Below are 25607 nucleotides of genomic sequence, written 5' to 3'. Positions count from 1 at the left end.
TTTTGGCACGCTGTTGAGTTCTCAAGGAACGGACGCTTCCTTTGTACTCACCCGAGAGACTCTCTCAGGCTTTCCTCCGGGCGCTTCCCTTCGGTGTTCCCAACACTACCAGCGTTTCCCGGTGCTTCTGACCACCGTCCTGCGAGCATGCAGAAGGCGATCCAGCGATAGGATCTGATGAGTTGGGTACTGCCGGGGCGAGGACGCGTTCGCATCGCTCAGCCTCAAGCAGGAGTAACGACTGTACACGGAGTCGCGGAACGGGTGCAAATCCGTGGGGACTGTGGTCTAGACCTCTAATCGGAACACTCATGCGGAACCGGTACTTCCTATGACATACCCTGCTGCACAGTGCGCCGTCCGGGACAGGCAGTGACGGCCCGTATACATCTCCGCCCCTGGGAGGCTTCCCATGACCACCGTCTCGTCCCCGCTCGCAGGACGTGCCATCGGACTGGCCGCAGTGCCGGACCCCGTCTTCTCCGGGGCCATGGTCGGCCCGGGTACCGCCATCGACCCCGTACGTGAGCCTTCCGAGGCCGTCGCTCCCGTGGACGGGGTCATCGTCTCTCTGCACCCCCACGCCTTCGTCGTCGTCGACGACAGCGGACACGGTGTGCTGACCCACCTCGGCATCGACACCGTGCAGCTCAACGGCGAGGGTTTCGAGCTGCTGGTGAACAAGGGCGACACCGTCGTGCGCGGTCAGGGCGTGGTGCGCTGGGACCCGGCCGCCGTCGAGGCCGCGGGCAAGTCCCCGATCTGCCCGATCGTGGCCCTGGAGGCGACGGCCGAGGCCCTCACCGAGCTGCGTGAGGACGGGGAAGTGAAGGCCGGCGAGAGCCTCTTCCTCTGGAAGTGACGGCAGCGCCGTCGCAGACGGCCGCTGGGACAACCACCGCGGCGGCGGGACCCGCCGCACTATCGGGACGGGTGAGATGGAGACAACGCTGCGAGGCGTCGGCGTGAGCCACGGTGTGGCGATCGGCGAGGTTCGGCACATGGGAACGGCGGTGCTCGAACCGCCGGCCAAGCAGATTCCGGCCGAGGACGCGGAGCGCGAGCAGGGGCGCGCCCGCAAGGCGGTGGAGGCTGTGGCGGCCGACCTGATGGCGCGCGGCAACCTGGCGGGGGGCGAGGCCCAGGCGGTGCTCGAGGCCCAGGCCATGATGGCGCAGGACCCCGAGCTGATGGCCGACGTCGAGCGGCGGATCGCCGTCGGCAGCACGGCCGAGCGTGCGGTGTACGACGCCTTCGCGGCCTACCGCGCCCTGCTGGCCGGTGCCGGTGAGTACCTGGCCGGCCGGGTGGCCGATCTCGACGATGTGCGGAATCGTATCGTCGCCCGTCTGCTCGGGGTGCCGATGCCCGGTGTCCCCGACAGCGACGAGCCGTACGTCCTCATCGCGCGGGACCTGGCACCCGCGGACACGGCGCTGCTCGACCCCACGCTGGTCCTCGGCTTCGTCACCGAGGAGGGTGGGCCGACCAGCCACAGCGCGATCCTCGCTCGAGCGCTCGGTGTGCCGGCCGTGGTGGCCCTCCCCGGTGCCGGTGAGCTCCCCGAAGGCACGGTCGTCGCCGTGGACGGGAGCACCGGCGAGATCTTCGTGAACCCGAGCGAGGAGAACAGGGCGCGGCTGACGGCGGAGGCCGCCGAGCGCAAGGCGGCCCTGGCCGCGTCGACCGGACCGGGGGCGACCTCGGACGGCCACAAGGTGCCGCTGCTCGCGAACATCGGTGGCCCCGCGGACGTGCCCGCCGCGGTCGAGGCCGGGGCCGAGGGTGTCGGCCTCTTCCGTACCGAGTTCCTCTTCCTCGACGACAGCAAGAACGCGCCGTCGGAGGAGAAGCAGGTCACCGCCTACCGGCAGGTGCTGGAGGCCTTCCCCGAGGGCCGGGTCGTGGTGCGGGTGCTGGACGCCGGTGCGGACAAGCCGCTGGACTTCCTGACCCCGGGCGACGAGCCGAACCCGGCGCTGGGTGTGCGCGGGCTGCGGACGCTGCTCGACCACCCGGACGTGCTGCGCACGCAGCTGACCGCGCTGGCGAAGGCGGCCGAGGGCCTGCCCGTGTACCTCGAGGTCATGGCCCCGATGGTGGCGGACCGCGCCGACGCCAAGGCGTTCGCGGACGCGTGCCGCGAGGCCGGGCTGCGGGCCAAGTTCGGCGCCATGGTGGAGATCCCGTCGGCCGCCCTGCGGGCACGCTCGGTGCTCCAGGAGGTCGAGTTCCTGTCGCTGGGGACGAACGACCTCGCGCAGTACACCTTCGCGGCCGACCGGCAGGTGGGCGCGGTGTCCCGGCTGCAGGACCCCTGGCAGCCGGCGCTGCTCGACCTGGTCGCGCTGTCCGCCGAGGCGGCGAAGGCCGAGGGCAAGAGCTGCGGTGTCTGCGGTGAGGCGGCGTCCGATCCGCTGCTGGCGTGTGTGCTGACCGGCCTGGGCGTCACCTCCCTCTCGATGGGCGCCGCGTCGCTTCCGTACGTGCGGGCGACGCTGGCGAAGTTCACGCTGGCGCAGTGCGAGCGTGCCGCGGCCGCCGCCCGGGCGGCGGACAGTGCCGAGGAGGCGCGCAGCGCCGCTCAGGCGGTGCTGTCGGGCGAGTAGCAGCCGGACGAGCCGCGTCGTGGCTGGGGTGCGGGGCGTTCCACCTTCGGGTGGGGCGCCCCGCTCGCGTCAGTGGTGGTGTCCCGGTGGCAGGTGGTCGTCTCCGAGGTCGGGCGGCGCGCAGTAGTCCACGTTGGACTCCGGGGAGATGAGGTCGCCCGATTCGACGTCGGTGCAGTAGGCGTCGAAGACCTCGCCGGCGGTGAGGGGCTCGAGTCCGTATCCGCGCAGGCGCCAGCCGTGGATGCGGTCCGGTCCGCCGGAGGTGCTGACGCGCATGACCAGGCCGCCGGGGCTGTGCGTGGCGAGGCCCAGGGCGAGGACGCCGGTGAATTCGAGGGCCTCGGCCTCGTCGACGTGCGGAGTGCCGTCGAGGTCCTCGTCGGCGTGGAGAACCGAGACCAGCGTCTCCGGGGCGCCGGAGACGCTGCAGACGAGGTGCCGGTTGCCCGGTGGGGCCGTCTCGAGGACGCGGCGCAGGAGGCGTGAGGCCCGGGCGAACGCGGCTCGGCCCAGGTCCTCGCCGCAGGTGGCGCAGCGGCCGAGGCGGGCGAGGAGGGTGGACGCGTACTCCCAGGTGGCCTGGCGGACGGCTGCCTCGACGAGGGCCGGGAGGAGGTCCGCGAGGGGCTGGCCCTCGTACGCGACGGTGGGGCCGCCGGCGGCCAGCTCGGCGGTGAAGCGGGTGCGGCTGGCGGGTGCGTCGGGGTCCAGGTCGGACACGGCGCAGAAGGCGGCGTACTCCTCCGGGTCGAAGAGGGCGACCGTGGTGTGGGTGCCCTGTGCGGCGCGTGCCCTGAGCAGGGCTTCCACCTGCCGCAGGTAGGTGGGGTGGTCGTCGAAGGTGAAGCTGCGGTAGCGCCGCATGGCGCGGAAGTCGTGCTCGTCGGCGAGCAGGCCGATGGTGCCGGCGATCTCCCGCCGCAGGACGCGTCGTGTGGTCTGGTCGGTGTGCGCCATCTTTTCCCCCTGTGCGCAGCGATCAATGCTCACTCACAGTAATCGGAGGCACTGACAACGGCGTCGGGGCGGAGCGGGGAGCCGACCGCCGTTCGGGGCGACCGGCTCGTCCGTGGTCTGGTCAGGGGCGCTTGCGGGCGAGGTCCTCGTAGAAGTGGAGCAGGTCGAGGTTGTCGATCGAGCCGGGGTTGACGGCCTTGTCGAGCGGAGTGCCCTGGAGGAGGCGTTTGACCGGGACCTCGATGCGTTTGCCGGTCAGGGTGTGCGGGACGCCGGGTACCTCGATGACCTCGTCGGGCACGTGCCGCGGGGAGAGCTGTTCGCGGATGGTCCGCTTGATGCGGTCGAGCAGGGCCTCGTCGAGGACGGCGCCGGGGGCGAGGTGGACGAAGAGCGGCATCCAGTAGCCGCCGTCGGGCTGTTCGACGCCGATCACGAGGGACTCCCTGATCTCGGGCAGGCGCTCGACGGCCTCGTAGATGTCGGCCGAGCCCATGCGGACGCCCTGCCGGTTGAGGGTGGAGTCGGAGCGGCCGTGGATGACGACGGACCCGCGGGCGGTGAGGGTGATCCAGTCGCCGTGCCGCCAGACGCCGGGGTACGTGTCGAAGTAGCTGTCGTGGTAGCGGCTGCCGTCGGGGTCGTTCCAGAAGCGGATCGGCATCGAGGGCATGGGGTTGGTGACGACGAGCTCGCCGACCTCGTCGGTCAGGGGCGTGCCGCCCGGGTCCCAGGACTGCAGGTCGGTGCCGAGGCCGGGGGCCTGGAGCTCGCCGATGTGCACCGGGAGGGTGGGGACGGCGCCCGCGAAGCAGGAGCACACGTCGGTGCCGCCGCTGACGGAGGCGATCCACAGGTCGGCCCCGCTCTCCGCGAACTCGTCGTGCAGCCAGCGGAAGCCGTCGGGCGGGAGCGGGGAGCCGGTGGTGGCGACGCACTGGATCCGGGAGAGGTCGTGGTCGCGGGCGGGGTGGACGCCGGCCTTGCGGCAGGCCATGACGTAGGCGGCCGAGGTGCCGTAGAGGGTGGCGCCGGTGCGTTCGGCGATGCGCCACTGGGCGCCGGTGTCCGGGTAGCCGGGGCTGCCGTCGTACAGGACGATCGTGGTGCCGGTGAGCAGGCCGGAGACGAGGAAGTTCCACATCATCCAGCCGGTCGACGTGTACCAGAAGAAGCGGTCCTGGGGGCCGAGGTCGCAGTGCAGGCCGAGCTGCTTGAGGTGCTCGACGAGGATGCCGCCCTGGGACTGGACGATGGCCTTGGGCAGGCCGGTGGTGCCGGAGGAGTAGAGCACCCACAGGGGGTGGTCGAAGGGCACCTGCTCGAAGACGGGTTCCGTGTCCGCGGCCGTCAGGGTCTCCCAGTCGAGGGCGCCTTCCGGGGCCTTGCTGCCGAGGAGCGGGATGTGGACGACGGCGCGCAGGGTGGGCAGCTCGCGGCGGAGTTCGGCCACGGTGTCGCCGCGGTCGTGTTCCTTGCCGCCGTAGCGGTAGCCGTCGACGGTGAACAGGACGACGGGTTCGACCTGCTGAAAGCGGTCGAGGACGCTGCGGGCGCCGAAGTCGGGGGCGCAGGAGGTCCAGACTCCCCCGACCGCGGCGGTGGCGAGGAGGGCGACGACGGCCTGCGGGATGTTCGGGAGGTAGCCGCTGACGCGGTCGCCCGGGCGTACGCCGAGGGCGCGCAGTTCGGCGGCGAGGGAGCCGACCTGGCGGCGCAGCTCGGTCCAGGAGACGGGACGCGGTTCCTGGGTCTCGTCGACGTGGAGGAGTGCCGGTTCGTCCGCTCGGGTGGCGGCCGCGCGCAGGGCGTGCTCGGCGTAGTTGAGCGTGGCGCCGGGGAACCACCGGGCGCCGGGCATGGAGCGGTCGCCCAGCACGCGCGCGTAGGGGGTCGAGAAGCGGACGTCGAACCACTCCGTGACGGCTTTCCAGAAGGTGTCCAGTTCCTCGACGGACCAGCGGTGCAGGGCGGCGTAGCCGCCTTCCGCGGGCGCGCCGTGGTGTTCGGCGGCCCAGGTCTGGAAGCTGGTGATCCGTGCCTGGGCGATGCGCTGGGGATCTGGCTGCCAGAGCGGCTGCGGGTTCACGGTCGACATGGGGCGGCTCCCGGACTCTGCGCGTCGTGTGCGTCCTTCCGCGCACGGGCTGGGGTGTGCGCGTGACGCGGCTGACACGGACGATGCCATGTGATCGACTTCCACACCAGGGCGCGCCCCACATAGTCGGTGTCATGAAGATGTGGTGCGGTCACGGGTGAACGGCAGTTGAACGACACCCGCGCGGGCGCTGATCGGTGGCAGGGTGAGCAGCATGGACGGTCGTGACCTGGTGCGTTCGATGAAAGCGGTCGGTTCTGCGGGGGCGGCGCAGGGGTTGCGTACCGTTCGGGGGGCCTGGCGCAGACGTCGTGCCGACGCGGCGGGACTGCCGCCCCGGGGTGCGGAGCGTGCGCGGGTGCCCGGGCCGATGCGCGAGGTGGAGCCGGGGCCCGGCGGCGGGGTCCTCCGGTTCGGCCGCTCGGAGCTGCGGGTCCGCGTCGCGGTGAACGGTGCCGTGTTCTGGGGCTGGGACGGCGCCGGGCCGGAGCCGTCGTACGCGTTGACGGGCCGCTGTCCGGAGCCGGATCCGCGGGCGGTGCTGGAGCCGGACAAGGACGGCGGCTGGCGGGTGGTGGCCGAGCGGGCGACGGTGGTCGTGTCCCGGCACGGCGCGATCGAGGTCCGTACGCCCGGAGGGGTCGTGCTGCGCCGTGAACTGCCGCCTCGCTGGTGGGAGCCGGTCGGTGGCGGTCCGGCGCGTTGGGCGCAGCGGTCGGAGGTGGCAGCGGACGCCCGGTTCTTCGGGCTCGGCGGGCGGGCTGCGGGGCCGCGGCTGCGGGAGGGCACGTACCGGCTGTGGAACACCGGTCCCGGCCGGCCTCTCGCACCGGGCGACGACCCGTCGTCGCTCACGATGCCGGTGCAGTTGGTGGTGGCCGACGCGGGCACGCATCTGGTGTTCCACGACAGTTCGTGGGACGGCACCGTGACGCTGCGGGAGGGGCAGGAGGGGGCCGGGTCGGGGCACGACCGGCCCGGGCGGAGCGTGCTGCGCATGGACGGCGGGCCGCTGCGGTGCTGGGTGGCGGTGGGGACCCCCGCGCGCGTGCTGCTGGCCTGGGCCTCGCTGACCGGGGCGCCGGCACTGCCGCCGGCGTGGGCGCTCGGTCACCATCACGCGCGGTCGGGTGCCGGTGACGAGCAGGAGGTACGGCGTGCCGTCATCGATCACCAGGAGCGTGATCTGCCGCTCGACGCGGTGCATCTGGGCGTCGGTCACCTCGCCGCCCGCGAGCCGTTCACCGTGGACGAGGAGCGGTACCCGAAACTGCCCGTTCTCGCCGAGGAACTGCGCCGGGACGGCGTCCGGCTGGTGTCGGCCGTCGTTCCCTCGGTGCCGGTCGCGCCCGGCGGCGCCGTGTACGAGAGGGGGACGGGCGCGGACTTCTTCGTGCGGAGCGCCGCGGGGCCTGCGGTGCGGGGTGTGGCGCGAGAGGGTGACGTGGTCTTTCCGGACTTCACGCACGCGGGCGCGCGTGCCTGGTGGGGCGGGCTCCACGAGGAGCGGCTCGGGCAGGGGTTCGGCGGGTTCTGGCACGACCTCGACGAGCCCACCTCGTCGGCCGCGTTCGGCGGGTCGGCGCTGCCGCTTTCGGCGCGGCACGCGCTGGAGGGCCGGGGCGGCGACCACCGCGAGGGCCACAACGTGTACGCGCTGTGCATGGCTCGGGCCACCTTCGAGGGGGTGCGGGACCTGGCTCCCGAGGAGCGCCCGTTCGTCTTCTCGCGCTCCGGGTGGGCGGGTATGCAGCGTTACGGCGGTGCGTGGCCGGGGGCGGTGGCCACGGGGTGGCCGGGGCTGCGCGCCTCGCTGTCGCTGGTGATGGGGCTCGGGCTGTGCGGGGTGCCGTACGCGGGGACGGACGTGGGCGGGGTGGGCGGGACGCCGTCGCCGGAGCTGTATCTGCGGTGGCTCCAGTTGGCGGCCCACCTGCCGCTGTTCCGGACGTACGGGGGGCTGCGGGCGGGGGGTGGGCAGGCGTGGGAGTTCGGTCCTCAGGTGCTGGAGCACGCGCGCGTGGCGCTTGTCGGGCGGCGACGGCTGCTGCCGTACTTCGTGACTCTGGCGCATCTGGCCCGTCGGACGGGCGCGCCGTACGTACGACCGCTGTGGTGGTCGTCGCCGGAGGAGCGGGCGCTGCGGGATTGCGAGGACGCCTTCCTGCTGGGCGACTGTCTGCTGGTGGCCCCGGTCCTGGAGCCGGGGGCGGACCGGCGGGCGGTGCGGTTGCCGCGGGGGCGGTGGTACGACGTGGCGACGGAGCGGGCGTACGAGGGGCCCGCGCAGGTTCTCCTGGAGGCTCCGCCGGAGCGGATTCCGGTGCTGGCGCGTGCGGGAGCGGTGATTCCGGTGCGCGGTGAGGACGGCGGGCCGGCGTTGGAGGTGTGGGCGCCCGCGCGGGGGCGGACCGGAGGCGGGCTGGTGGTGCCGGACGCGGGCGACGGCTGGGTGGAACCGGAGATCGAGCGGTACGTCTCGCGCTGGGAGGGGCCGCGGGTGGTCGTGGAGCGGGAGGCCGGGGGCGGCGTGGCCGAGCCGTCCTGCCCGGTGCGGGTCCGCGGGCTCGCGGAGGGCGCGCCGGGCGAGGTTCAGACGTAGCGGCCCTCGAACCAGGCCCGCACGGCGCGGGTGTGCAGGGGGAAGGCGAGGTCCTCCGCTCTGCGCAGCAGGTGCCATCCCTCGGTCTCGTTCGTGGCGGTGGACGTCGGGAGCCCGTGGGCGGGCCGCTCGGGGAGGAGGCCGAAGAGCAGCAGGTGGCCGTCGGGTGAGCTCATGGCGTCGGCGAGCCGCACGCCGCGGCTCGACGCGTCGATGCCCGTCTCCTCCTTGAGCTCGCGGACCACGGCCCGACGCCAGTCCTCCCGGTCGTCGACGTAGCCGCCGGGCAGTGCGATGCCGCCCCGCGCGGGGGTGACGGTGCGGGTGATGACGACCAGGGCGGTGCCCTGGGTGTCGTACACGGGCTGGAGGGCGACGGCCACCGGCAGCGGGTTGCGGTAGGCCGTGGTGCCGCAGGCCGGGCAGGTGCGGGGCCAGCCGGAGACGCCGTCTCCGTAGCGTGTCCCGCAGCTCGAACAGTGCGAACCGGGTGCGGGATCGGGGACGCGGACTCGGGTCTCGGACACGCGGCGGACTGTAGCCGATCGCCGCGGGGGCGTCTTTGGCGGGCGGCTCAGCCGCGGCCGGTGAGCGACCCGGCGGAGACCGGGAAGTCGAAGTAGGTGTCCGGGTAGGGCTCGGGCTTGTACGTGAAGTGCCACCACTCCTCGGGGAGGTTCACCAGGCCGGCGTCCTCCAGGGTGTTCTTGAGCAGCAGCCGGTTGGCGCGCTGGGCGCCCTGGACGCGGGGGTCGAGGGTGTGCGAGCGGGTGTCGAAGCAGTCGTAGCCGGTGCCCATGTCGACGGAGTTGTCGGGGAAGCGCTCGTCCCGGGGCGCGTAGCAGGGCACCAGGGGCTGTCCGGGGCGGTACGGCCGGGTCGGCCGCGCGGGGACCTCGACGATCGTGAGGTCCACGGTCGAGCCGCGGCTGTGCCCGGACCTCTCCGCGATGTAGCCGTCCGCGAACAGGCGGGTCTTGTCGACGTCCGGGTAGAACTCGGCCTTCATGTCCTGGTCGTCGAGGTCCTCGGCCCAGCGGACGAAGTGGTCGACGGCGCGCTGCGGCCGGTAGCAGTCGTACACCTTGAGGGAGTAGCCCTGGCGCAGCAGCCGGGTCTGGGCGCGGTGGAGGGCCTCGGCGGCGGGGCGGGTGAGGATGCACAGGGGTTGCCGGTAGCCGTCGACGCGCTCGCCGACGAAGTTGTGCCGGGTGGTGTAGCGCATCTCCTGGATGATCGTCGGATCGACGCTCCGGAGGGCCACGAAGTCCTGCGGGGCGCGCGGTTCGGGCTCGGCCCGGGCGGTGGCGGGGACGGCGGTCACGGTGAGCAGGGCGGCGAGGGTGGTGACGAGAGCGCGGAGCGCGGCGGACAGTCGTGTCATGTTCCCTGCATCTATCAGGTGCGGACGGGAGGAGGGAAGGCGGCAGGAGGGCCGCTCGTCCCGCACGCGGTGCGTGATCGGGGCGGAACGCTGCGTGAACGTCCCGTGAACTGGGTCCGGGCGGCCGTCCGGGGCGCGATTCTGCTCCCGTGCGCTCCTGGACGGACACTCTCCGCTTCGCCTTCCAACCGGTGGTCAACCTGATGACCGGCGGGGTGGCAGCACTGGAGATACTCGCCCGCCCGGAGACCGGCGACATCCTGGCCGAGGCGCGTCGCGACCCCGAACTCGACGGCCGACTGGCGGTGTCGGCGTTCCGCGCGGCGGCGCGCAAGGAGACGCTGCTGCCGCTGCACGTCAACGTGTTCGCGGGCACGCTGGCCGATCTCGGTGGCCTCCGGTACCTGCACGACGCCGTGCGTGAGGCGGGGCGGCTGCCCTGGGAGGTGACGCTGGACGTGTGTCCGCCGTACGCGCACGTACCGCGGCGGGCGCTGCTGGAGGCGGTGGGCGTACTGCGGGGCCAGGGTTTCCGGATCTGCGCGGACGGCGTCGGGGACGGGGACGCGCCGCTGCGGCTGCTCGCGGATCTGGCGCCGGAGCTGGTCAAGCTCGACGCGTCGCTGCTCACGCGGCCGGCGGCCGTGCGGGCGATGCGGGTGCTGTGCGACGAGTCGGGGGCCTTGCTGTCCGTCGAGGGGGTGGAGACGGAGCTGCAGTGTGCTGCCGCGCGGGCGGCCGGCGCGCAGTTGGCGCAGGGGGAGTTGTTCGCGCCGCCGGCGCGGCTGCCCGTGGCGGACGTGTACGTTCCGCCCGGCCCGCACGCCGCCCTGCCGGCGTCGCGCTCGGGGCCGCCGGTACGGCAGTTCGTGCGGCCCGCCGCGCTGCTGCCGTCGACCGCGTCGGCGGGGCAGGTGCGGGCGCTGCTGACGGGGTCGCCCGACGTCTCCGGAGTCCTGCTCGTGGACCGGGACGGGGTTCCGGTGCGGTCGCTCCACCGCTCCCGCTTCCTGCTGTCGATGTCGGGGCGCTACGGGCACGCTCTGTACGCCGACCGGCCCGCCGCCAAGCTCGGCGACCCACCGCGGACGGTGGGCGTCGACGCGACGGCCTGGGAGGTGCTGGACGTGGTGGCGGTCGGGGACCGGGACCGTACGTCGGACGACGTGACGGTGGTCGACGCGTACGGGCGGTGCGTGGGCGTCGTACGGCTGGCGGATCTCGTACGGGCGCTGGCCGAGAGCCGGGTGGAGGAGGCGGCGCGGCTCAATCCGCTGACCAGGCTGCCCGGTTCGGAGGCGGTCACCGCTGAGGTGGACCGGTGGGTCGCGGAGGGGCGGGCGTTCGCGCTGAGTCGACTCGACGTGGACGACTTCAAGCGGGTGAACGACGGGGCCGGGTTCGCGGCGGGCGACGACCTGATCCGGGCGGTCGGGCGGGCGCTGCTGCAGGCGGCCACGGGGTCCGCGTGCGTGGGGCACATCGGCGGGGACGACTTCCTGGTCCTCACCGACCCCGAGGGACTCGACCCGCTGGCCGCAGCCGTGCTGGACGTGCCGTGGTCGGCCGGCGGACGGTGCGTGACGCTGTCCCTGGCGACGGTCCTGTGCGCGCCGGGCAGTGTGCCGGGGCACCGGCAGGCCGCGGCGTGCCTGGCGCCGCTGAAGGAGGCGGCGAAGGCCCTGCGCGGGGCGAGTTGGGTGCTGGGCCGGGCGGGGGCGCAGGGGTACGAGGTCCGGTGCGGCTCGGACCGGGCGGCGGCGCCCGCCGGGTGAGCCGCGGACGCTCGCGGCGGCGCCCGTGGGCGGGCGGGGGACCCCGTGGCGGGCGAGGCGGAGTCTGTGGCGGGCGGGGGGACGCGACGTATGCGCATCTGACGCACCGCCAGGCGCAGGCGGTCGCGGGAACGGCGGTCGCCCTCGGAGGCGGCTCGGGGTTCCGTCGGGACGTCGGTCCGGGCGGCCGCAACTGTTGCGGTCGGCCACCTTGACGCTCCCCGGGCACGGGTCGACACTGCCGGTGTCAGTCGACATCGCCGTACATCTCGGCGTATTCCGGACTGCGTGCCGCGGGCTGTCCCGTGCCGCGCGGGGCCCACTCCCCCACGGGCGGTTCGGCTGCTACGGCACGCTCGTCACTCACGCCCCTTCGGCGCACACCGCCATGGGACACGCACCCCGCACGTGCGGACCGGGGCCGATCGTCCCGGACCAGGGCCCAGGAGCCGCCATGAGCAACGGAGACATCTTCGTCGGCGAGACCATCGGTACGGCGATCCTCATCCTCTTCGGCGCGGGTGTCTGCGCCGCCGTCACCCTGAGGTACAGCAAGGCGCGGGCGTCGGGATGGGTGGTGATCGCGTTCGGCTGGGGCTTCGGGGTGCTGGCGGGCGCGTACACCGCGGCGCCGCTCTCCGGCGGGCATCTCAACCCCGCGGTCACGCTCGGGATCGCCGTCGACACCGGCGAGTGGGGCAAGGTCTGGGTGTACGTGCTGGGGCAGTTCGCCGGCGCGGTGACCGGTGCCCTCCTGTGCTACCTCACGTACTTCGCCCAGTTCCGGGCCAACGCGCACGGCACCGGTGCCACCGAGGGCACCGCAGGCGAACCGGTCGCGACGCTCGGTGTCTTCTCCACGATCCCGGAGATCCGCAACCCGGTCGCCAACCTGGTGACGGAGATCATCGCGACCGTCGCCCTCGTCCTGCCGATCCTGGCCTTCGGACTGACCGAGGGGCTCGGCGAGTCCGGGACCCTGGTGCTGATCGTCTCCCTGCTCGTCGTCGGCATCGGTCTCTCCCTCGGCGGGCCGACCGGCTACGCCATCAACCCGGCGCGCGACCTCGGCCCGCGTCTCGTGCACACCTTCCTGCCCATCCCGAACAAGGGCACCTCCGACTGGGGCTACGCCTGGATCCCGGTGGCCGGTCCGCTCATCGGCGGCGCTCTCGCCGGGGTCGTCTACAACGCCGCCTTCTGAACGCCCGCACGCACGCGTGCACGTCGCAGCAGTCCATCGAACCCGGCCCGGCCCAAGGGGTAGCCATGACGGACCACTCAGCGAAGTACGTCGCCGCCATCGACCAGGGCACCACCTCCAGCCGCTGCATCGTCTTCGACCGGGACGGTGCGATCGTCGCCGTCGACCAGCGCGAGCACCGCCAGATCTTCCCCAAGCCCGGCTGGGTGGAGCACGACGCCACCGAGATCTGGTCCAAGGTGCAGGCCGTGGTCGCCGGGGCGCTCGCCAGGGCCGGTCTGCGGGCCGATCAGCTCAGCGCGCTCGGCATCACCAACCAGCGCGAGACGACGGTCCTGTGGGACCGCACGACCGGCAAGCCCGTGCACAACGCCGTCGTGTGGCAGGACACCCGTACGTCCGCGCTGTGCCGCCGGCTGGGCGGCGCGGACGGGCAGGACCGTTTCCGCGAGCGGACCGGGCTGCCGCTGGCCAGCTACTTCTCCGGGCCCAAGGCGGCCTGGCTGCTCGACAACGTGCCCGGCCTCAGGGTCCGTGCCGAGCGCGGTGAGATCGCCTTCGGGACCATCGACTCCTGGCTGATCTGGAACCTCACCGGCGGCACCGACGGCGGACGGCACGTCACCGACGTGACCAACGCCGGGCGCACCATGCTGATGGACCTGCGGACCCTGCGGTGGGACCCGTCCATCCTGGCGGCGATGGACATCCCCGAGGCCGTGCTCCCCGAGATCCGGTCCTCCGCCGAGGTCTACGGAACCGCCGTCGGCCAACTGGCCGGGGTGCCGGTGGCCTCCGCCCTGGGCGACCAGCAGGCAGCCGTGTTCGGGCAGGCCTGCTTCGACGTGGGCACGGCGAAGAACACGTACGGCACCGGCAGCTTCCTGCTGCTCAACACCGGTGACCGGCCGGTGCCGTCGAAGAACGGGTTGCTGACGACGATGGGTTACAAGATCGGCGACGAGGCGCCCGTCTACTGCCTGGAGGGGTCGATCGCGATCACCGGTGCCCTGGTGCAGTGGTTCCGCGACCAGCTCGGCATCATCCGCAGCGCCGACGAGATCGAGCCGCTGGCGGCGAGCGTCGCGGACAACGGCGGGGCGTACGTCGTACCGGCGTTCTCCGGACTGTTCGCGCCGTACTGGCGGTCGGACGCGCGGGGAGTCGTCACCGGTCTCACCCGGTACGTCACCAAGGCGCATCTCGCGCGCGCGGTGCTGGAGGCGACGAGCTGGCAGACGCGCGAGGTCGTGGACGCGATGCACCAGGACTCCGGGGTGCGCATCACGACCCTGAAGGTCGACGGAGGGATGACGAAGAACGGTCTGCTGATGCAGCACCAGGCGGACGTGCTGGGCGTGCCGGTGATCCGTCCCCGGGTCTCCGAGACGACCTGTCTGGGTGCCGCCTACGCGGCGGGACTGGCCACCGGCGTGTGGAACGGCCTCGACGAACTGAAGTCCCACTGGCGTGAGGACGTCGCGTGGGCACCGGCCATGGAGGCGTCCGTACGGGACCGGGAGTACCGGAACTGGCGCAAGGCGGTGGAGAAGAGCCTCGGCTGGGCGGAGGACGGGGACGGTTAGGTGTCGCGGTCGGTGGGCTCGGGGCACGCGCGCGGGGATGACGTTCCGCCGCCCCGAGCCGGTCAGGTCGCGACGGCGGAGCGGCGGTCCGCGGCCTGGGCCATGGCGTGCTGGACCACACCGACGAGGACTTCCTTGACCGACTCCCGGTCACGGGCGTCGCACAGCACCAGGGGCACGTCGTTGTCGAGGTCGAGTGCCTGACGGACGGTGTCGGCCGGGTAGCGGGCCGAACCCTCGAAGCAGTTGACGCCGACGAGGAAGGGGATGGAGCGCCGCTCGAAGTAGTCGACGGCGGCGAAGCAGTCCTCCAGGCGGCGGGTGTCGGCCAGCACGACGGCGCCGAGCGCGCCCTCGGACAGCTCGTCCCACATGAACCAGAACCGTTCCTGGCCCGGCGTGCCGAAGAGGTACAGCACCAGGTCCTCGCGGAGCGTGATCCGTCCGAAGTCCATGGCCACCGTGGTGGTGTGCTTGCCCTCGACACCGCTGACGTCGTCGACGGGACGCCCCGCCTCGGTGAGGAGCTCCTCGGTGCGCAGGGGCCTGATCTCGCTGACCGCGCCCACGAGGGTGGTCTTGCCGACGCCGAAGCCGCCGGCGACCAGGATCTTGAGCGTGACGGGCTCGACCGGCGGCTTGCCGCGTTGAGAACGCCCGAAGATCATCGATCTCTTCTCCTTAACGTGCCACTTGCCGTGCCGCTCACCGGGCGGCTTGTCGTACGCCCGCGGGTGCGCCGTGGGGCGTGTCCTGGGGTGGGGCCATGCGTGGTTCCTGGCGTGGCCCCAGGGGTGGGACCCGTCCTGCCCGGGGGCCGGTTCACAGTGCCCTCAATCCGCTGATCACGTCGCGCAGGATGTTCTCGTCCGGCAGTTCGGCCGGGGGCACGGGCCGGTTGACGTGGACGAGTTCCACGTCCACGAGGTCGCCGACCAGGACCCGGACGACCCCGACGGGCAGGTCCAGTCCGGCGGCGAGTTCGGCGACCGACTGCGGGGCGTCCCGGCAGAGGCCGACGATGTCCACGTGCTCGGGGGCGAGCGTGGCGTCCGCCTCCGGGTCGTCCGCGTGGGGCTCCGCGACGACCACCGCGATCAGGTCGAGACGGTGCTGGGCCGCACTGGACGTGCGGCCACGCGTCATGGCGTACGGACGGACGACGGGGCCGGCCTCGTCGTCGAACCAGTGGTTTCTTCCCTGACCGTCTGCGCTCATGTCATCCCACTTACCCGTCCGAGGGCAGATCGGTGCGCGGAGCGGTGCCCAGGTGCACGCCGACCCGCTTGACGAGGAGCGTCATCTCGTAGGCGACCTGGCCGACGTCCGAGTCGGCGTCCGACAGGACGGCCAGGCAGCTGCCGTCCCCCGCGGCGGTGACGAACAGGAAGGCGTCGTCGAGTTCGACGACCGTCTGCCGGACGCTGCCCGCCTCGAAGTGGCGGCCCACGCCCTTGGCGAGGCTGTGGAAACCGGACGCCACGGCGGCCAGGTGCTCGCTGTCCTCCCTGGTCAGGTCCTTGGACGCCCCGGTCGCCAGGCCGTCGCCGGACAGGACGACGGCTTTGCGGATGCTCGCGACCCGGTCCACCAGGTCGTCGAGGAGCCAGTTCAGCTCTCCGGACCCCGTCGCGGTGTGGCCGGTCGCCTTCGGTGCGGTCATCGACCGTCCCCCTTGTTCGTTCCTCTTGGTGCGTGCGGTGCTGCGCCGCCGGGGACGTCGTCACCCGTGGCGTTCTCCTCGCGGCCGCGCTGCCAGCCACGCTGGAGCGAGGCCATGCGGCTGCGTACCTCCTCGGCGTCCCGGTCGGCGGGGTCGGGGCGCTTCTCCGCGGGGCGCCCGGCGCTCTGCCTGAGCTGAGGGGCCAGGTTGGCCTGCCGTACGCGCCGCGGCAGCGCGCCGGAGGCGGGGGCGTCCGGGAGGCCGGGCGTGTGATCGGAGCGCCGCGCGGGGTCCTGCGTGGCGTCCGGTGACGCGTACGCGCGCGAGGAGGACGCGCCGCGGCGGCGGGCCGGGAGCGACGGCAACCCGTCGGGCTGCGTGCGGTCGGCGTCACGGCTGTCGGTGCGCTCGTTCCCGGGTCCGTCCATGCGAGCGTCGGTGCGCTCGTTCCCGGTGCCGTCGGTACGGCCGTCGGTACGATCCTCGCCGCGGTTGCCGGGCCGGCGGCGGGTCGGCAGGGCGGGAGGCTCGCCCGGGCGTTCCTGCGGTGCCCCGGGTGCCCCGGGCGCCCCGGCCCCGTCGGCGCCTGCCGGACGCTCCTCGTCCTTGCCGTCCCGGGAAGTCCGCTCGGGCACCGGGCGACCGTGCGAACTGACCAGCTTGGGAGTCCGGCGGCGGGGCAGTGCGACCGGCGCGTCCGCCTCGGCCGGGCCCTGCGGCGGCTCACTGCCGTGGCCGGGTTCGCGCCGGCGCCGTCCGGCCGGTCGGCCCACCGGGTCGTCGTCCGGCGCGGCGAGGGAGCGCCGGGGGCGGAACAGGCCACCCTGCTCGCCGTCCTGGTCCCCGAGCACGTCCGGCAGGCCGTCGAGGGCGTCCAGGTCGACCGGCACCTCCAGTTCGACGGGCCCGTCCAGCAGCGGGGCCGGCCGGCCGGGCAGCCGCGCGGGCCCGTGGGAGAGCGCCGTACGGCGGCCCTCCTCCCGCTCCTTCCGCCTGCTGTGCTGGGGGCGGTCGAGACGGAACCCGACACCGTTGGTGTCCGGGGCGTCGTCGGTGAGCAGCGCGTCGGGGACGAAGACGACCGCGGTGGTGCCGCCGTACGGGGACGGTTGCAGGGAGACCCGGACGTTCTGCCGCTGGGCGAGCCGGCTGACGACGAACAGTCCGAGCCGGTCGGTGTCGGAGAGCTCGAACTCCGGTGTCTCGGCCAGGCGCAGGTTGGCGTCGAGGAGGGCGTCGGCGGCCATGCCGAGGCCGCGGTCGTGGATCTCCAGCGTGAAGCCGTTGGCGACCCGGTCCCCGAGGACCTGCACGGCGGTGTGCGGCGGCGAGAACACCGTGGCGTTCTCCAGCAGTTCCGCCACGAGGTGGGTGAGGTCGGCGACGGCCGGCCCGGTGACCGCGATGCGGGGCAGCCTGCGGACCTCGATGCGTTCGTAGTCCTCGACCTCGGCGACGGCGGCGCGGACGACATCCATGAGCTGGACGGGTTTGCGCCACTGCCTCGACGGGGCCGCGCCGGACAGGATGACCAGGCCCTCGGCATGCCGTCGCATGCGGGTGGTCAGGTGGTCGAGGCGGAAGAGGTCGGCGAGCTCCTCGGTGTCCTCGGTGCGGCGCTCCATGGTGTCGAGCAGCGTCAGCTGCTTGTGGAGCAGCACCTGGCTGCGGCGGGCGAGGTTGACGAACACCTCGGAGACGCCGGCCTGGAGAGCCGCCTGTTTGACGGCGGCCTCCACGGCGGCCCGCTGCAGGGTGTTGAGTGCCTGGCCGACCTCGCCGATCTCGTTCTTGTCGTACTCAAGGCGCGGCACCTCGGTCTCCACGTCCACCTGTTCGCCCGCCGCGAGGCGGCGCATCACGCTGGGCAGCCGTACGCCGGACGCCTCATGGGCCTCCAGGCGGAGCTGCTTGAGGTCGCGGATGAGGGAGCGTCCGACGCGTACGGACAGGAAGAGCGAGAACAGCAGCGCCGTCAGGCCGAGGGCTCCGGCGACGACCACCTTGGTGATGACGCCCGTCGCCACCGGGTCGACCCGGTCCTGGTAGCGGTCGGCGGCGTTGTCGTCGAGGGCGCCGAGTTCGTCGAGCACGCTGCCCGCGGCGGTGTCCCAGCTCTTGGCGGTGACGCCGCGCGGCGAGCCGCCCTCGGTGGAGACGGCCGCCTCCTCCGCGACCCGCAAGGGGGCCGAGGAGGCGTTCTTCCAGAAGCGCTGGTAGCGCCCGCGTTCCGCGGCGGGCAGCAGCGGGAGGTTGATGTCGTACATCACGGTGCGCTGGGCCACGAGGTCGGAGACGTCCCGTACCTCGCTCCGGGTGAGCCGGCCGGTGACCAGCGCGGAGCCGAGGAGGGCGTCCTCGCGGGAGAGCAGTTCGCGGGCGCGGGAGACGTTGACGAGTGCGCGGTACTGCTTGTCGAGGCCCACGTCGTCGACGACGTGGAGGTTGGCGAGCAGTTCGTGGCAGGGGTCGACCAGGCGGTTGTACAGGCCGAGCGCCTGCGCGCGGTCGACGGTGCCGTCCTCGACGCTGCGGCGCAGCGAGCCGATGCCGTCGAGGGCGTCCAGGACTGCGGTGATCCGCTCCTCCTCGGCCTGGCCCAGCGCTTCGCGCACGTCGGCGTCGGCGGCGTTGCGGCGGATCTCGGCGACGGCCTCGTCGGTGGCGGTGCGGCTGCGCTGCAAGGCCGCGAGGCTGTCGGATGCGCGCGGGTCGGCGAGGTGGACGAGGGTCTGGCGGCGTTCCTGCTGCAACACGCGAACGGTGTCCTCGACCGGATAGCCGATCTCCTCGACGACGGTCGAGACGCTGAACAGCCGACTCGCCTCGCGGCCGGTGAGCACCGTGGCGAAGGCCCAGATCACGGTCAGGGACACCAACGGCACGAGAAGCAGCGCCACGATCTTCCGGCGGATCGACTTCCCGCGAAAGCGCATGGCCTCCCCCAGCTCGACCCCCGTCGACCGGGGGTGCACATGTACGTCAACAAACGGCGCGAGCCTACTACTGACGCACAGGTAACTCGAAGACCCGTCCGGAGGCCGAACCTCCGCCCGGGCCCCCGACGATGGTCAGTTGTCCGGTCATTGCGGGAGATTGCCTCCCCGATTCGGGGGTGGGTGCGCAGGAGAGGACTTCGGGTGGCACGGGCGAAGTGGCCGAAAGTTTTCGATTGCACGGGATGCCCGGGAATCTTGGGCGGCCCTCGTTCGTCCTTCACTACGGGAAATGGAGGCGGGATCGGCCACGGGAGCCGCATCCCGCCCCCGGGCGGCGTAAAGCAGCGCAAGCCGGGCAGCCAGAGGGGAGCCGTGTCTTCGGACACGGACGAGCTGTCTCCTGGCGGTGGGGAGTGACATGTTGATGGGCACGGCGGAGCGGCACAGGGCGCCTGAGGACGGCGGTGCGGACGAGAGAGCGGCGGGTTCGCCCCCCGAGGCGTCGGAGCGCGGCGTCCCGGCAGCCGGGCGGGACACGCGGGCACCGGCGCGCGCCGAGCAGCCGCGGACGGAGCGTGAGGCGGCCTACCGGCCGTTGTGGACGGAGGAGCCCGCGCGGCGGCGCCGGCTGCCGGATCCGGTCCGTACGGCGGCCGTCCGCGCGGTGCTCGTGGTCGCCGTGACACTGATCCTCGCGATGGTGGCCTTCCTCTGCACGCTCGCGGGGTCGTGGCTGGCGTTCCCGATGGTGATCGGCAGCGTGGCGGGCACGGTGGTGGCCACCTGGGGCGTGCTGGACGTCTGGGTGACCCGGCAGGTCTGGAACCAGCGGCACGGCGTGGTCTCGGCGCCGAGCAGCACCGCGCGGGCCATGCGCCGCGAGCGTCGCCGGGCGAGGCGGCAGGGCCGGTCCGCGGAGCGGGCCCAGGAGCGGATAGGCCGGCGCGGCGCGGGGCAGTTGTCGCACTCCTGAGTGCCCGGTAGTGCCCGGTCCGCGGAGCGGGCGGCGGGCAGCGCCGGCGAGGCACCACGCCGTCTGCCGTCCGCGCACGCTCAGCGGTGCCCGCGGACGGCAGCTCGGCCTCCGCGCCTCGGGGGTGTCCCGGGCGGGGACCGACCGGCTCGGCGGCCCGCGACGACCGGCCCTCTACGCAGGCCGGCCGCGCGGGTGACTACGCGGGTGACTGGGCCGGCCGCTTGAACATCCGCGTCGCCGTGATCTCGCTGTGCACCGACTCCCCCTCGCCTTCGGCGGCCGGGGTGGGCTGGGGCAGACCCGGCCTCAGGTGCTCCTCCACGCTGATGTACTTGAGGCCGGCCCTGAGGTCGGCGTCGTTGCGCAGCCGGATGACCAGGGGGAACTCGGCGAGTGCCGTCGTGTCGAACAGGCCCGTCGTGTACAGGAGCTGGACGCCGAGCGCGTCGGACACGGCCCGCTGGAGCTCCAGCAGGTAGGTGGCGTTGGCCCGGCCGATGGGGTTGTCGAGGAACAGGGTGCCGGCGTGGCGGTGCCGGTCGCGGCCCCGGTCGTTGCTGCGCAGTGCGGCCATCGTGCAGTACAGGGCGATGGCGGCGGTGAGCAGCTGGCCGCCCGAGAAGACGTCGCCCATCTGCCCGACGGGAACGCGCTCGGCGCGCAGCACGGCGTCGGGCTTGAGGATCTCGACGGCGACGCCCCTGGGCTGGAGAGCGGCGGCGACGCCGCGCAGCAGCAGGGACATGCCGTCGCGGCGCAGGTCGGAGTTCTTCTTCACGGCGGCGCGGGTGGCCTCGTCCACGACCTCGCCGAGCCGCTCCGTGAGGGTGGCCTGGTCAGGTTCCTCGAAGCGGATGCGCAGGAACTCCTGCCCGGACCACTCCCCGAGGCCCTCGGGCAGCCGGGAGAGCCGCTGGGCGGAGCGGAGGGTGGCGAGGGCCGACTCCACGAGGCCGCGCAGCCGGTCCACGATGGAGTCGCGGTTGCGCTCCAGTTGTGCCAGCTCGTCGGTCAGCACCCGCAGCCGCGGCGCGAAGGCGTCCGCCCACTTGGCGGCGTGCTCGGGGAGCGCGGCGGCGGGCAGCTCCCGGATCTGCTGGCGGGCGGGGGTGCGTACCTGCTCGTAGCGGGTGGAGTTGGCGTGCCGGACGAGGATGTCGCTCGCCTCGCGCACGGCGGCCTCGGCGGCGGACAGGTCGGCGGCGCAGCCGCGCAGCGAGCGGCGGGCCTCTGCGGCGGACTGCCGGGCCTCCTCCAGACCGCCCGGGTAGGGCTCGGTCTCCTCCTGCTCCTCCTCGGGCGGGTGCTCGCGCAGCAGGTCGCGGAGCAGGGCGGCGGTCTCGTCGAAGCCGCCCGCCGCGTCCTCGGCGGCGCGGTGCGCGTCGAGGAGTTCGGCGTGGGCCTCGCGGGCCTGCGTCAGCGCCTGCGCACGCGAGGAAAGTTCGGACGTCGCCGTGCGCAGCAGGGCCTGGGCGTGCTCGGCGTCGCGCGGGACGAGTTCCTCGGGGAGTTCGGTGTGGGCGTCGCCGTCGTCGGGCGCGTGCCGCTCGGCCTCGCCGCGCAGGCGGCCGAGTTGCTCGCTGGCGCTCGACATCCTGGTCTCCAGCAGCTGGACCAGTTCCTCCGCGCGGGCGGCGGCGGCCTGCCGGGACGGCCCGTCGGATCCGTCGGGCGACTCCAGCAACTGCCCGGCCCGGGTGCGGACCTTGTTGCTGAGCCGGTCCAGCTCCGCGCGGGCCGTGCTCTCGTCGCTCTCCGAACGGGCCTGTTCGGCGCGCAGGTCGGCGCCCACGCCGACCTGTTCGTAGAGCTGGGAGGCGGCGCGGTAGGCCTCGCGCAGCGCGGGCAGCGAAGCGTTCGGCGCTGCCGCGCCGCTCCCGGGCGCGTCCTGCGCGACGTCGTCGGGGGCGCCGGCGATCTCGGAGCGTTCGGCGCGCAGCGCGCGGGCGGTGCGGCGCGCGTCGTCGGCAGCGCGCTGGGCGGCGCGACGGTCCTCGTCGGCGGCGCGGGCCCGTTCCACGCAGGCCTGCGCGCGGGCCTCGGCCTCGGCGCCCTCGTCGGCCAGTTCACGGAGCCTGGCCTGCCAGCCGGCACGCTCGCGCAGCCGGAAGGCCAGCCCCGCGAGCGCGTCGGCGACGCGGCGGGCCCGCTGGGCGGCCTCCTGCCGCTCGTCCCTCACCCGCACGGCCTCGGCGGCGCTCTCCTCGGCCTCGGCGCGCACGGTGCGCGCCTCGGTCAGCTCGGCCTCGCACTCCTCGGCGAAGGCGCGCGCCTCCTCGGCGGTCCGCGCCAGCTCGGCGAGGCGACCGGTCGGGCAGCCGGTGCGCCAGGAGGCGAGTCGGGCCGCCAGCTCCCGGTCCTTGCCGAGCCGGGTGGCCAGGGCCCGGATCTCCTCGTCCCGTTCCGTCGCCCGCGCGCGGAGCGTCTGCCGCTCCTCGTCGGCGGCGTGCTCGTCGTGCATGGCGGGGTTGGGCGGTACGAGGAAGACGTCCCCGCTGTCGGTGTCCGGCGCCGGGGTCGGCGCGAGCAGGGCGGCGGCCGTGCCGACGGCGACGGCGGAGCGCGGCAGCAGCGCCGCGTCGCCGAGGACGTCGCGGGCGCGGGTGTGCGAGTCGGGGTCGGTGATGATCACGCCGTCGACGAGCTCGGGCCGGGCGGCCAGCACACGCGCGTGGTCGGCGGGGTCGACGGCCTGGGCGAGGTAGCGCCAGCCGGGCAGGGCGGGGATGCCGTGTTCGCCGAGGAACTCGACGGTGGCCAGGACGTCCGGGCCGGGTGGCAGCAGTCCACCGTCGCCGAGGGCGCCGAGGATGCGGGCGTCGTCGGCCGCGGCGGTGCGCAGCTCGAACAGGTGGCGTTCGGCGGAGGAGACGGTGTCGTCGAGCAGCTCGCGCAGTGCGTCGGCGAAACGGTCGAGTTCCTCCGGGGTGAGCGCCCCTTCCTCCGCCGCCCCGGGCGCGGTGGCCCGGTCCCGGTCGGTCTCCTGGCGGGGCTGCGGGATGCCCGGGCGGGTCCCGGAGGCCAGGCCGAGCAGCTCGGCGAGGCGTTCCTCGGCCGCCAGGGCCCCGGCCGTGCGGCGCTCCGCCTCGTGGGCGCGCTCGGCCGCGGTGGCGGCGTCGGCGGCGCGGGCCGCCGTCAGTTCGGCGCGGCTCTCCGCAGCGGCTGCCTCGCGCGCGTGCTCCAGGGCGCGGCGCGCCGCCTCACGGGCCGTGTCCCAGGCCGCCACGGTGGTCTTCTCGGCGTCGCTGGCGGCGAGTGCGGCGCGGGCGGGGTCGGCGTCGGGTGCGCTGTCGTCGAGCCAGCCCGCGCGGACGGCCTCGGCGGTCTCCTGCTCGACCTCGGTGAGGCGTTGGCGCAGATGTCCGGCCTCGCTGCGGGCGCGCTGCGCCTCGGTGGCGGCGGCGGTGGAGTCACGGTGGGCGGTGTCGCTGACGTCCTGGAGGGCGGCGGACCGCTCCTCCTCCTCGTTGGCGTGGTGCTCGGCCTTCCCGGCCGCCGCCTGGAGGGCGCGGACCAGGTCGACGGCCGCCTCGGCGCGGGCGGCCAGCGCGGGGGCCGCGTCCCGCTCGGCCTCCTGGATGGCGGCGGACACGCGGGCGACGCGGTCGGCGGCGGCGCGGTGGCGCAGCACGGCCTCGGCGGCCTGCCAGGCGGCGTGCAGGGTGCGCGCGTCGGCGAGTTCCCGTTTCTGCGCGGCGGCCGACTTCTCGGCCGCGGTCAGGGCCAGCGAGGCGTGCCGGTAGGCGAGTTCGGCGGCGATGAGGGCGCTGCGGTCGCGGGCCGACTCGGCGTGCGTGACGGCGTAGGCGGCGGCGGTGACCCGCTGGGCGAGATCGCCGGCCCGGGCCCGCTCCCGGGCGCCGCGGGAGGAGAGCCGGCGGGCCAGCGCCCTGGTGCGGCGTTCGGCGGCGTTGTGCACTTCCCGGGCGCGCGTGCGGGCGCCGGTGGCCTCGACGATCCGGCCCAGGAGGTCGACGGACCCGGCGGTGAAGTCGCGTTCGGCGATCAGCTCGGCGCGCCTGCCCAGCTTGTTGCCGAATCCGCTGACCAGGTCGGCGAGTCCGTCGGTGTCGCGGGTGTCGGTGACGGCGCGCAGCAGCAGGTCGGTGAAGTCGGAGTCCTTCTTGACCGCGAAGAGACCGGCGGCCTCACCCTCGTCGGCGTTCATCTCGCGCTGGTAGCGGAAGAGTTCGGGGTCGAGGCCCAGGTCGCCGAGGTGCTCGATCCAGCGGTCGTGGATCTCCTCCCAGTGCACCTCCAGGTGCGGGTACGCCTTCCCGGCCTCGGTGATCGCGTCCCGGAAGCCCTTCATGGTGCGCCGCCGGCCCTGGGCGCCGGAGACGCCCTCGACGGGCGGGCGGACGGTGGTGGCCTCGGCGACGGGCAGGTTGTCCAGGGTCAGTCCGGGTCCGGGCCGGAAGGAGTACCAGGCCTCGGCGAACTTCCGCGGGTCGTTGGAGACCTGTCGCCCTCGCCACTCGCTGACCTTGCCGACGACGACGCACTCGCCGGTCTGCACGTGCTGCCACTCCAGGGCCACGTGTCCGCAGTCGTCCGCGAGCAGGAACTTGCGCAGGACGCCGGAGCTGGCGCCTCCCAGGGTGTTGCGGTGGCCCGGCAGCATGACGGAGAAGATGAGCTTGAGCAGGACGGACTTGCCGCCGCCGTTCTCCAGGAACAGCACGCCGGCGGGTGCGGGCCGGCGCGGCGGGCCGACGGGCTCCTCCTCGAAGAACTCCGCCTGCGTGGGCGCGGGGTCGGGTACGGGCTCGCCCACACCGCGCAGGTCAAGCACGGTGTCGGCGTAGCGCGCACCGGCGGGCCCGATGGAGTAGAGGCGGACCCGGGACAGCTCGTACATGGCGGACTCTCGTAAGTCTTCGGAAGGCAGGGGGAGATGCGGCGGCGAGGGGGACGGGGTCAGGTGGAGTGGAAGGGCAGCCCGGCGTCGGCCACCAGGTCCAGGTCCTCCGTCTCCTCGGCGGGCAGCAGCGTCGCGGTGCCGTCGGTCACCGGGACGACGCCCAGGTCCAGGAGCTCGGCCAGGGCGGCGCTGCCCGCCATGTCACGCACCTGGAGCTGGTAGCGGGCGGTGGTGCGGTACGTGCCGCCGCTGTCGTCGCCGGTGCGCTGGAGGAAGCCGGACTCGGTGAGGAAGGCGGCCGCCTTGCCGACGATGCCGGTGGTGGAGCCGGGGAGCCTGCGCGCGTCCTTGGTGGCGCCGGTGGAGCTGCGTCTGGCCCAGATCCGCCAGGCGGCCTCCAGGCCCGGGGCGTCGGTGGCCGGGTCGGTGTTCTCGCCCTGCTCCTCGGCGCGTTCCTCCAGCCGTCGGCAGGCCTGGCGGACGAAGGCGTCCACGCCGTTGACCGTGACCCGGCCGATGTAGCCGTCGTCGGCGAGGTCCTCGGGCCGCGGGTAGGCCATGGCGGCCACGGCGAGGTGGGCGAGGCCGTGCAGGAAGCGGTCGCCGGAGTCGGTGGCGGCACGGCGCGCGTAGTCGCCCATGCGGACGGCGAAGACCGAGTCCTCGGCGGCGGTCACGGCCATTCCGGCGCGCGGTGACACCTCCAGGACGATCAGGCCGAGTCCGGCGGCCACGGCGTCGGCGAGCCGCGCGAAGGGCGGGTCCTCGCGGTACCGGCGCAGCAGGTCGGCGTACTCCTGGTCGCGGGCGGGCAGCAGCTTGGGCTGGAGGCCGAAGGCGACGAGCCGCGCCGCGTCGGCGGCGTCGGCGGGCGTGACGGCCGCGGTCGGCGCGGCACCCGCCTCCGGTTCGCTCCGGTCGACGTGCTCGGTCACGGTCGGTACTCC

At 73.8% G+C, this 25607-nt stretch carries 17 protein-coding genes; 7 read left to right on the top strand and 10 right to left on the bottom strand.

Annotated features, from left to right (window positions below; translation table 11 throughout):
• Nucleotides 1-412: 412 nt before the first annotated feature.
• Nucleotides 413-862, top strand: coding sequence for a PTS glucose transporter subunit IIA (locus ACGF5T_RS33000; protein WP_356605523.1), 450 nt, complete (start codon nucleotides 413-415; stop codon nucleotides 860-862).
• Nucleotides 863-938: 76 nt separating this feature from the next.
• Nucleotides 939-2609, top strand: coding sequence for a phosphoenolpyruvate--protein phosphotransferase (gene ptsP, locus ACGF5T_RS32995; protein WP_361012168.1), 1671 nt, complete (start codon nucleotides 939-941; stop codon nucleotides 2607-2609).
• A gap of 69 nt (nucleotides 2610-2678) precedes the next feature.
• On the opposite strand, the gene ACGF5T_RS32990 is transcribed toward ptsP, so the two are convergent.
• Nucleotides 2679-3569, bottom strand: a complete 891-nt coding sequence (locus tag ACGF5T_RS32990) for a hypothetical protein (protein WP_366768071.1) — start codon at nucleotides 3567-3569, stop codon at nucleotides 2679-2681.
• 121 nt (nucleotides 3570-3690) lie between these two features.
• On the bottom strand, nucleotides 3691-5667 hold the full coding sequence (locus ACGF5T_RS32985) for an acetoacetate--CoA ligase (RefSeq protein ID WP_356605529.1): 1977 nt from the start codon (nucleotides 5665-5667) through the stop codon (nucleotides 3691-3693).
• Between the two features lie 214 nt (nucleotides 5668-5881).
• Between ACGF5T_RS32985 and ACGF5T_RS32980 the strand changes: the two genes are divergently transcribed.
• Entirely contained in the window at nucleotides 5882-8269 is a 2388-nt protein-coding gene (locus tag ACGF5T_RS32980; RefSeq protein ID WP_356605530.1) for a glycoside hydrolase family 31 protein, read from the top strand.
• Here ACGF5T_RS32980 and ACGF5T_RS32975 read toward each other — a convergent pair.
• Together ACGF5T_RS32975 and ACGF5T_RS32970 are read right to left on the bottom strand one after the other, a co-directional pair.
• Nucleotides 8260-8796 (bottom strand): NUDIX domain-containing protein, encoded by a 537-nt coding sequence (locus tag ACGF5T_RS32975; protein WP_356605532.1) that lies wholly within the window; start codon nucleotides 8794-8796, stop codon nucleotides 8260-8262. The genes ACGF5T_RS32980 and ACGF5T_RS32975 overlap by 10 nt on opposite strands.
• A gap of 47 nt (nucleotides 8797-8843) precedes the next feature.
• Nucleotides 8844-9653, bottom strand: a complete 810-nt coding sequence (locus ACGF5T_RS32970) for a M15 family metallopeptidase (RefSeq protein WP_356605534.1) — start codon at nucleotides 9651-9653, stop codon at nucleotides 8844-8846.
• A gap of 149 nt (nucleotides 9654-9802) precedes the next feature.
• Between ACGF5T_RS32970 and ACGF5T_RS32965 the strand changes: the two genes are divergently transcribed.
• From ACGF5T_RS32965 to glpK, 3 genes are all read left to right on the top strand, one after another.
• A complete protein-coding gene (locus ACGF5T_RS32965; RefSeq protein ID WP_366768070.1) occupies nucleotides 9803-11428 on the top strand; it encodes a GGDEF domain-containing protein in 1626 nt (541 codons plus the stop codon).
• Between the two features lie 454 nt (nucleotides 11429-11882).
• Nucleotides 11883-12632: an MIP/aquaporin family protein gene (locus tag ACGF5T_RS32960; protein ID WP_361012185.1), complete on the top strand. Its 750-nt coding sequence runs from the start codon at nucleotides 11883-11885 to the stop codon at nucleotides 12630-12632.
• A 65-nt stretch (nucleotides 12633-12697) separates the two neighbouring features.
• A complete protein-coding gene (glpK, locus tag ACGF5T_RS32955) occupies nucleotides 12698-14218 on the top strand; it encodes a glycerol kinase GlpK (protein WP_356605540.1) in 1521 nt (506 codons plus the stop codon).
• A gap of 62 nt (nucleotides 14219-14280) precedes the next feature.
• On the opposite strand, the gene ACGF5T_RS32950 is transcribed toward glpK, so the two are convergent.
• The 4 genes from ACGF5T_RS32950 to ACGF5T_RS32935 all read right to left on the bottom strand — a co-directional run bounded on the left by ACGF5T_RS32950 (nucleotide 14281) and on the right by ACGF5T_RS32935 (nucleotide 18817).
• Nucleotides 14281-14886, bottom strand: a complete 606-nt coding sequence (locus tag ACGF5T_RS32950) for an ATP/GTP-binding protein (protein ID WP_356605542.1) — start codon at nucleotides 14884-14886, stop codon at nucleotides 14281-14283.
• A gap of 154 nt (nucleotides 14887-15040) precedes the next feature.
• On the bottom strand, nucleotides 15041-15436 hold the full coding sequence (locus ACGF5T_RS32945) for a DUF742 domain-containing protein (protein WP_356605544.1): 396 nt from the start codon (nucleotides 15434-15436) through the stop codon (nucleotides 15041-15043).
• A gap of 10 nt (nucleotides 15437-15446) precedes the next feature.
• On the bottom strand, nucleotides 15447-15881 hold the full coding sequence (locus tag ACGF5T_RS32940; protein ID WP_356605546.1) for a roadblock/LC7 domain-containing protein: 435 nt from the start codon (nucleotides 15879-15881) through the stop codon (nucleotides 15447-15449).
• Complete coding sequence (locus ACGF5T_RS32935) at nucleotides 15878-18817, bottom strand: nitrate- and nitrite sensing domain-containing protein (protein ID WP_366768068.1); 2940 nt, start codon at nucleotides 18815-18817, stop codon at nucleotides 15878-15880. The genes ACGF5T_RS32940 and ACGF5T_RS32935 overlap by 4 nt, the downstream gene beginning before the upstream one ends.
• A 421-nt stretch (nucleotides 18818-19238) precedes the next feature.
• Between ACGF5T_RS32935 and ACGF5T_RS32930 the strand changes: the two genes are divergently transcribed.
• On the top strand, nucleotides 19239-19793 hold the full coding sequence (locus ACGF5T_RS32930; RefSeq protein WP_356605550.1) for a hypothetical protein: 555 nt from the start codon (nucleotides 19239-19241) through the stop codon (nucleotides 19791-19793).
• Between the two features lie 199 nt (nucleotides 19794-19992).
• On the opposite strand, the gene ACGF5T_RS32925 is transcribed toward ACGF5T_RS32930, so the two are convergent.
• Both ACGF5T_RS32925 and ACGF5T_RS32920 read right to left on the bottom strand, forming a co-directional pair.
• Nucleotides 19993-24657, bottom strand: a complete 4665-nt coding sequence (locus ACGF5T_RS32925; protein WP_366768067.1) for a hypothetical protein — start codon at nucleotides 24655-24657, stop codon at nucleotides 19993-19995.
• 59 nt (nucleotides 24658-24716) lie between these two features.
• A complete protein-coding gene (locus ACGF5T_RS32920) occupies nucleotides 24717-25595 on the bottom strand; it encodes a hypothetical protein (RefSeq protein ID WP_366768066.1) in 879 nt (292 codons plus the stop codon).
• Nucleotides 25596-25607: the final 12 nt, after the last annotated feature.

The organism is Streptomyces sp. NPDC047853, assembly GCF_043204535.1.
GTDB lineage: Bacteria > Actinomycetota > Actinomycetes > Streptomycetales > Streptomycetaceae > Streptomyces.
This window is presented reverse-complemented; position numbering and strand designations above follow the sequence as displayed.

Excerpts from the sequence above, each read along its gene's own strand:
- ACGF5T_RS32940 (WP_356605546.1), bottom strand. The coding sequence starts at position 15,881 with ATGACCGCACCGAAGGCGACCGGCCACACCGCGACGGGGTCCGGAGAG.
- ACGF5T_RS32935 (WP_366768068.1), bottom strand. The coding sequence starts at position 18,817 with ATGCGCTTTCGCGGGAAGTCGATCCGCCGGAAGATCGTGGCGCTGCTT.
- ACGF5T_RS32990 (WP_366768071.1), bottom strand. The coding sequence starts at position 3,569 with ATGGCGCACACCGACCAGACCACACGACGCGTCCTGCGGCGGGAGATC.
- ACGF5T_RS32950 (WP_356605542.1), bottom strand. The coding sequence starts at position 14,886 with ATGATCTTCGGGCGTTCTCAACGCGGCAAGCCGCCGGTCGAGCCCGTC.
- ACGF5T_RS32930 (WP_356605550.1), top strand. The coding sequence starts at position 19,239 with ATGTTGATGGGCACGGCGGAGCGGCACAGGGCGCCTGAGGACGGCGGT.
- ACGF5T_RS32925 (WP_366768067.1), bottom strand. The coding sequence starts at position 24,657 with ATGTACGAGCTGTCCCGGGTCCGCCTCTACTCCATCGGGCCCGCCGGT.
- ptsP (WP_361012168.1), top strand. The coding sequence starts at position 939 with ATGGAGACAACGCTGCGAGGCGTCGGCGTGAGCCACGGTGTGGCGATC.
- ACGF5T_RS32985 (WP_356605529.1), bottom strand. The coding sequence starts at position 5,667 with ATGTCGACCGTGAACCCGCAGCCGCTCTGGCAGCCAGATCCCCAGCGC.
- ACGF5T_RS32980 (WP_356605530.1), top strand. The coding sequence starts at position 5,882 with ATGGACGGTCGTGACCTGGTGCGTTCGATGAAAGCGGTCGGTTCTGCG.
- ACGF5T_RS32960 (WP_361012185.1), top strand. The coding sequence starts at position 11,883 with ATGAGCAACGGAGACATCTTCGTCGGCGAGACCATCGGTACGGCGATC.
- ACGF5T_RS33000 (WP_356605523.1), top strand. The coding sequence starts at position 413 with ATGACCACCGTCTCGTCCCCGCTCGCAGGACGTGCCATCGGACTGGCC.
- ACGF5T_RS32945 (WP_356605544.1), bottom strand. The coding sequence starts at position 15,436 with ATGAGCGCAGACGGTCAGGGAAGAAACCACTGGTTCGACGACGAGGCC.
- glpK (WP_356605540.1), top strand. The coding sequence starts at position 12,698 with ATGACGGACCACTCAGCGAAGTACGTCGCCGCCATCGACCAGGGCACC.
- ACGF5T_RS32970 (WP_356605534.1), bottom strand. The coding sequence starts at position 9,653 with ATGACACGACTGTCCGCCGCGCTCCGCGCTCTCGTCACCACCCTCGCC.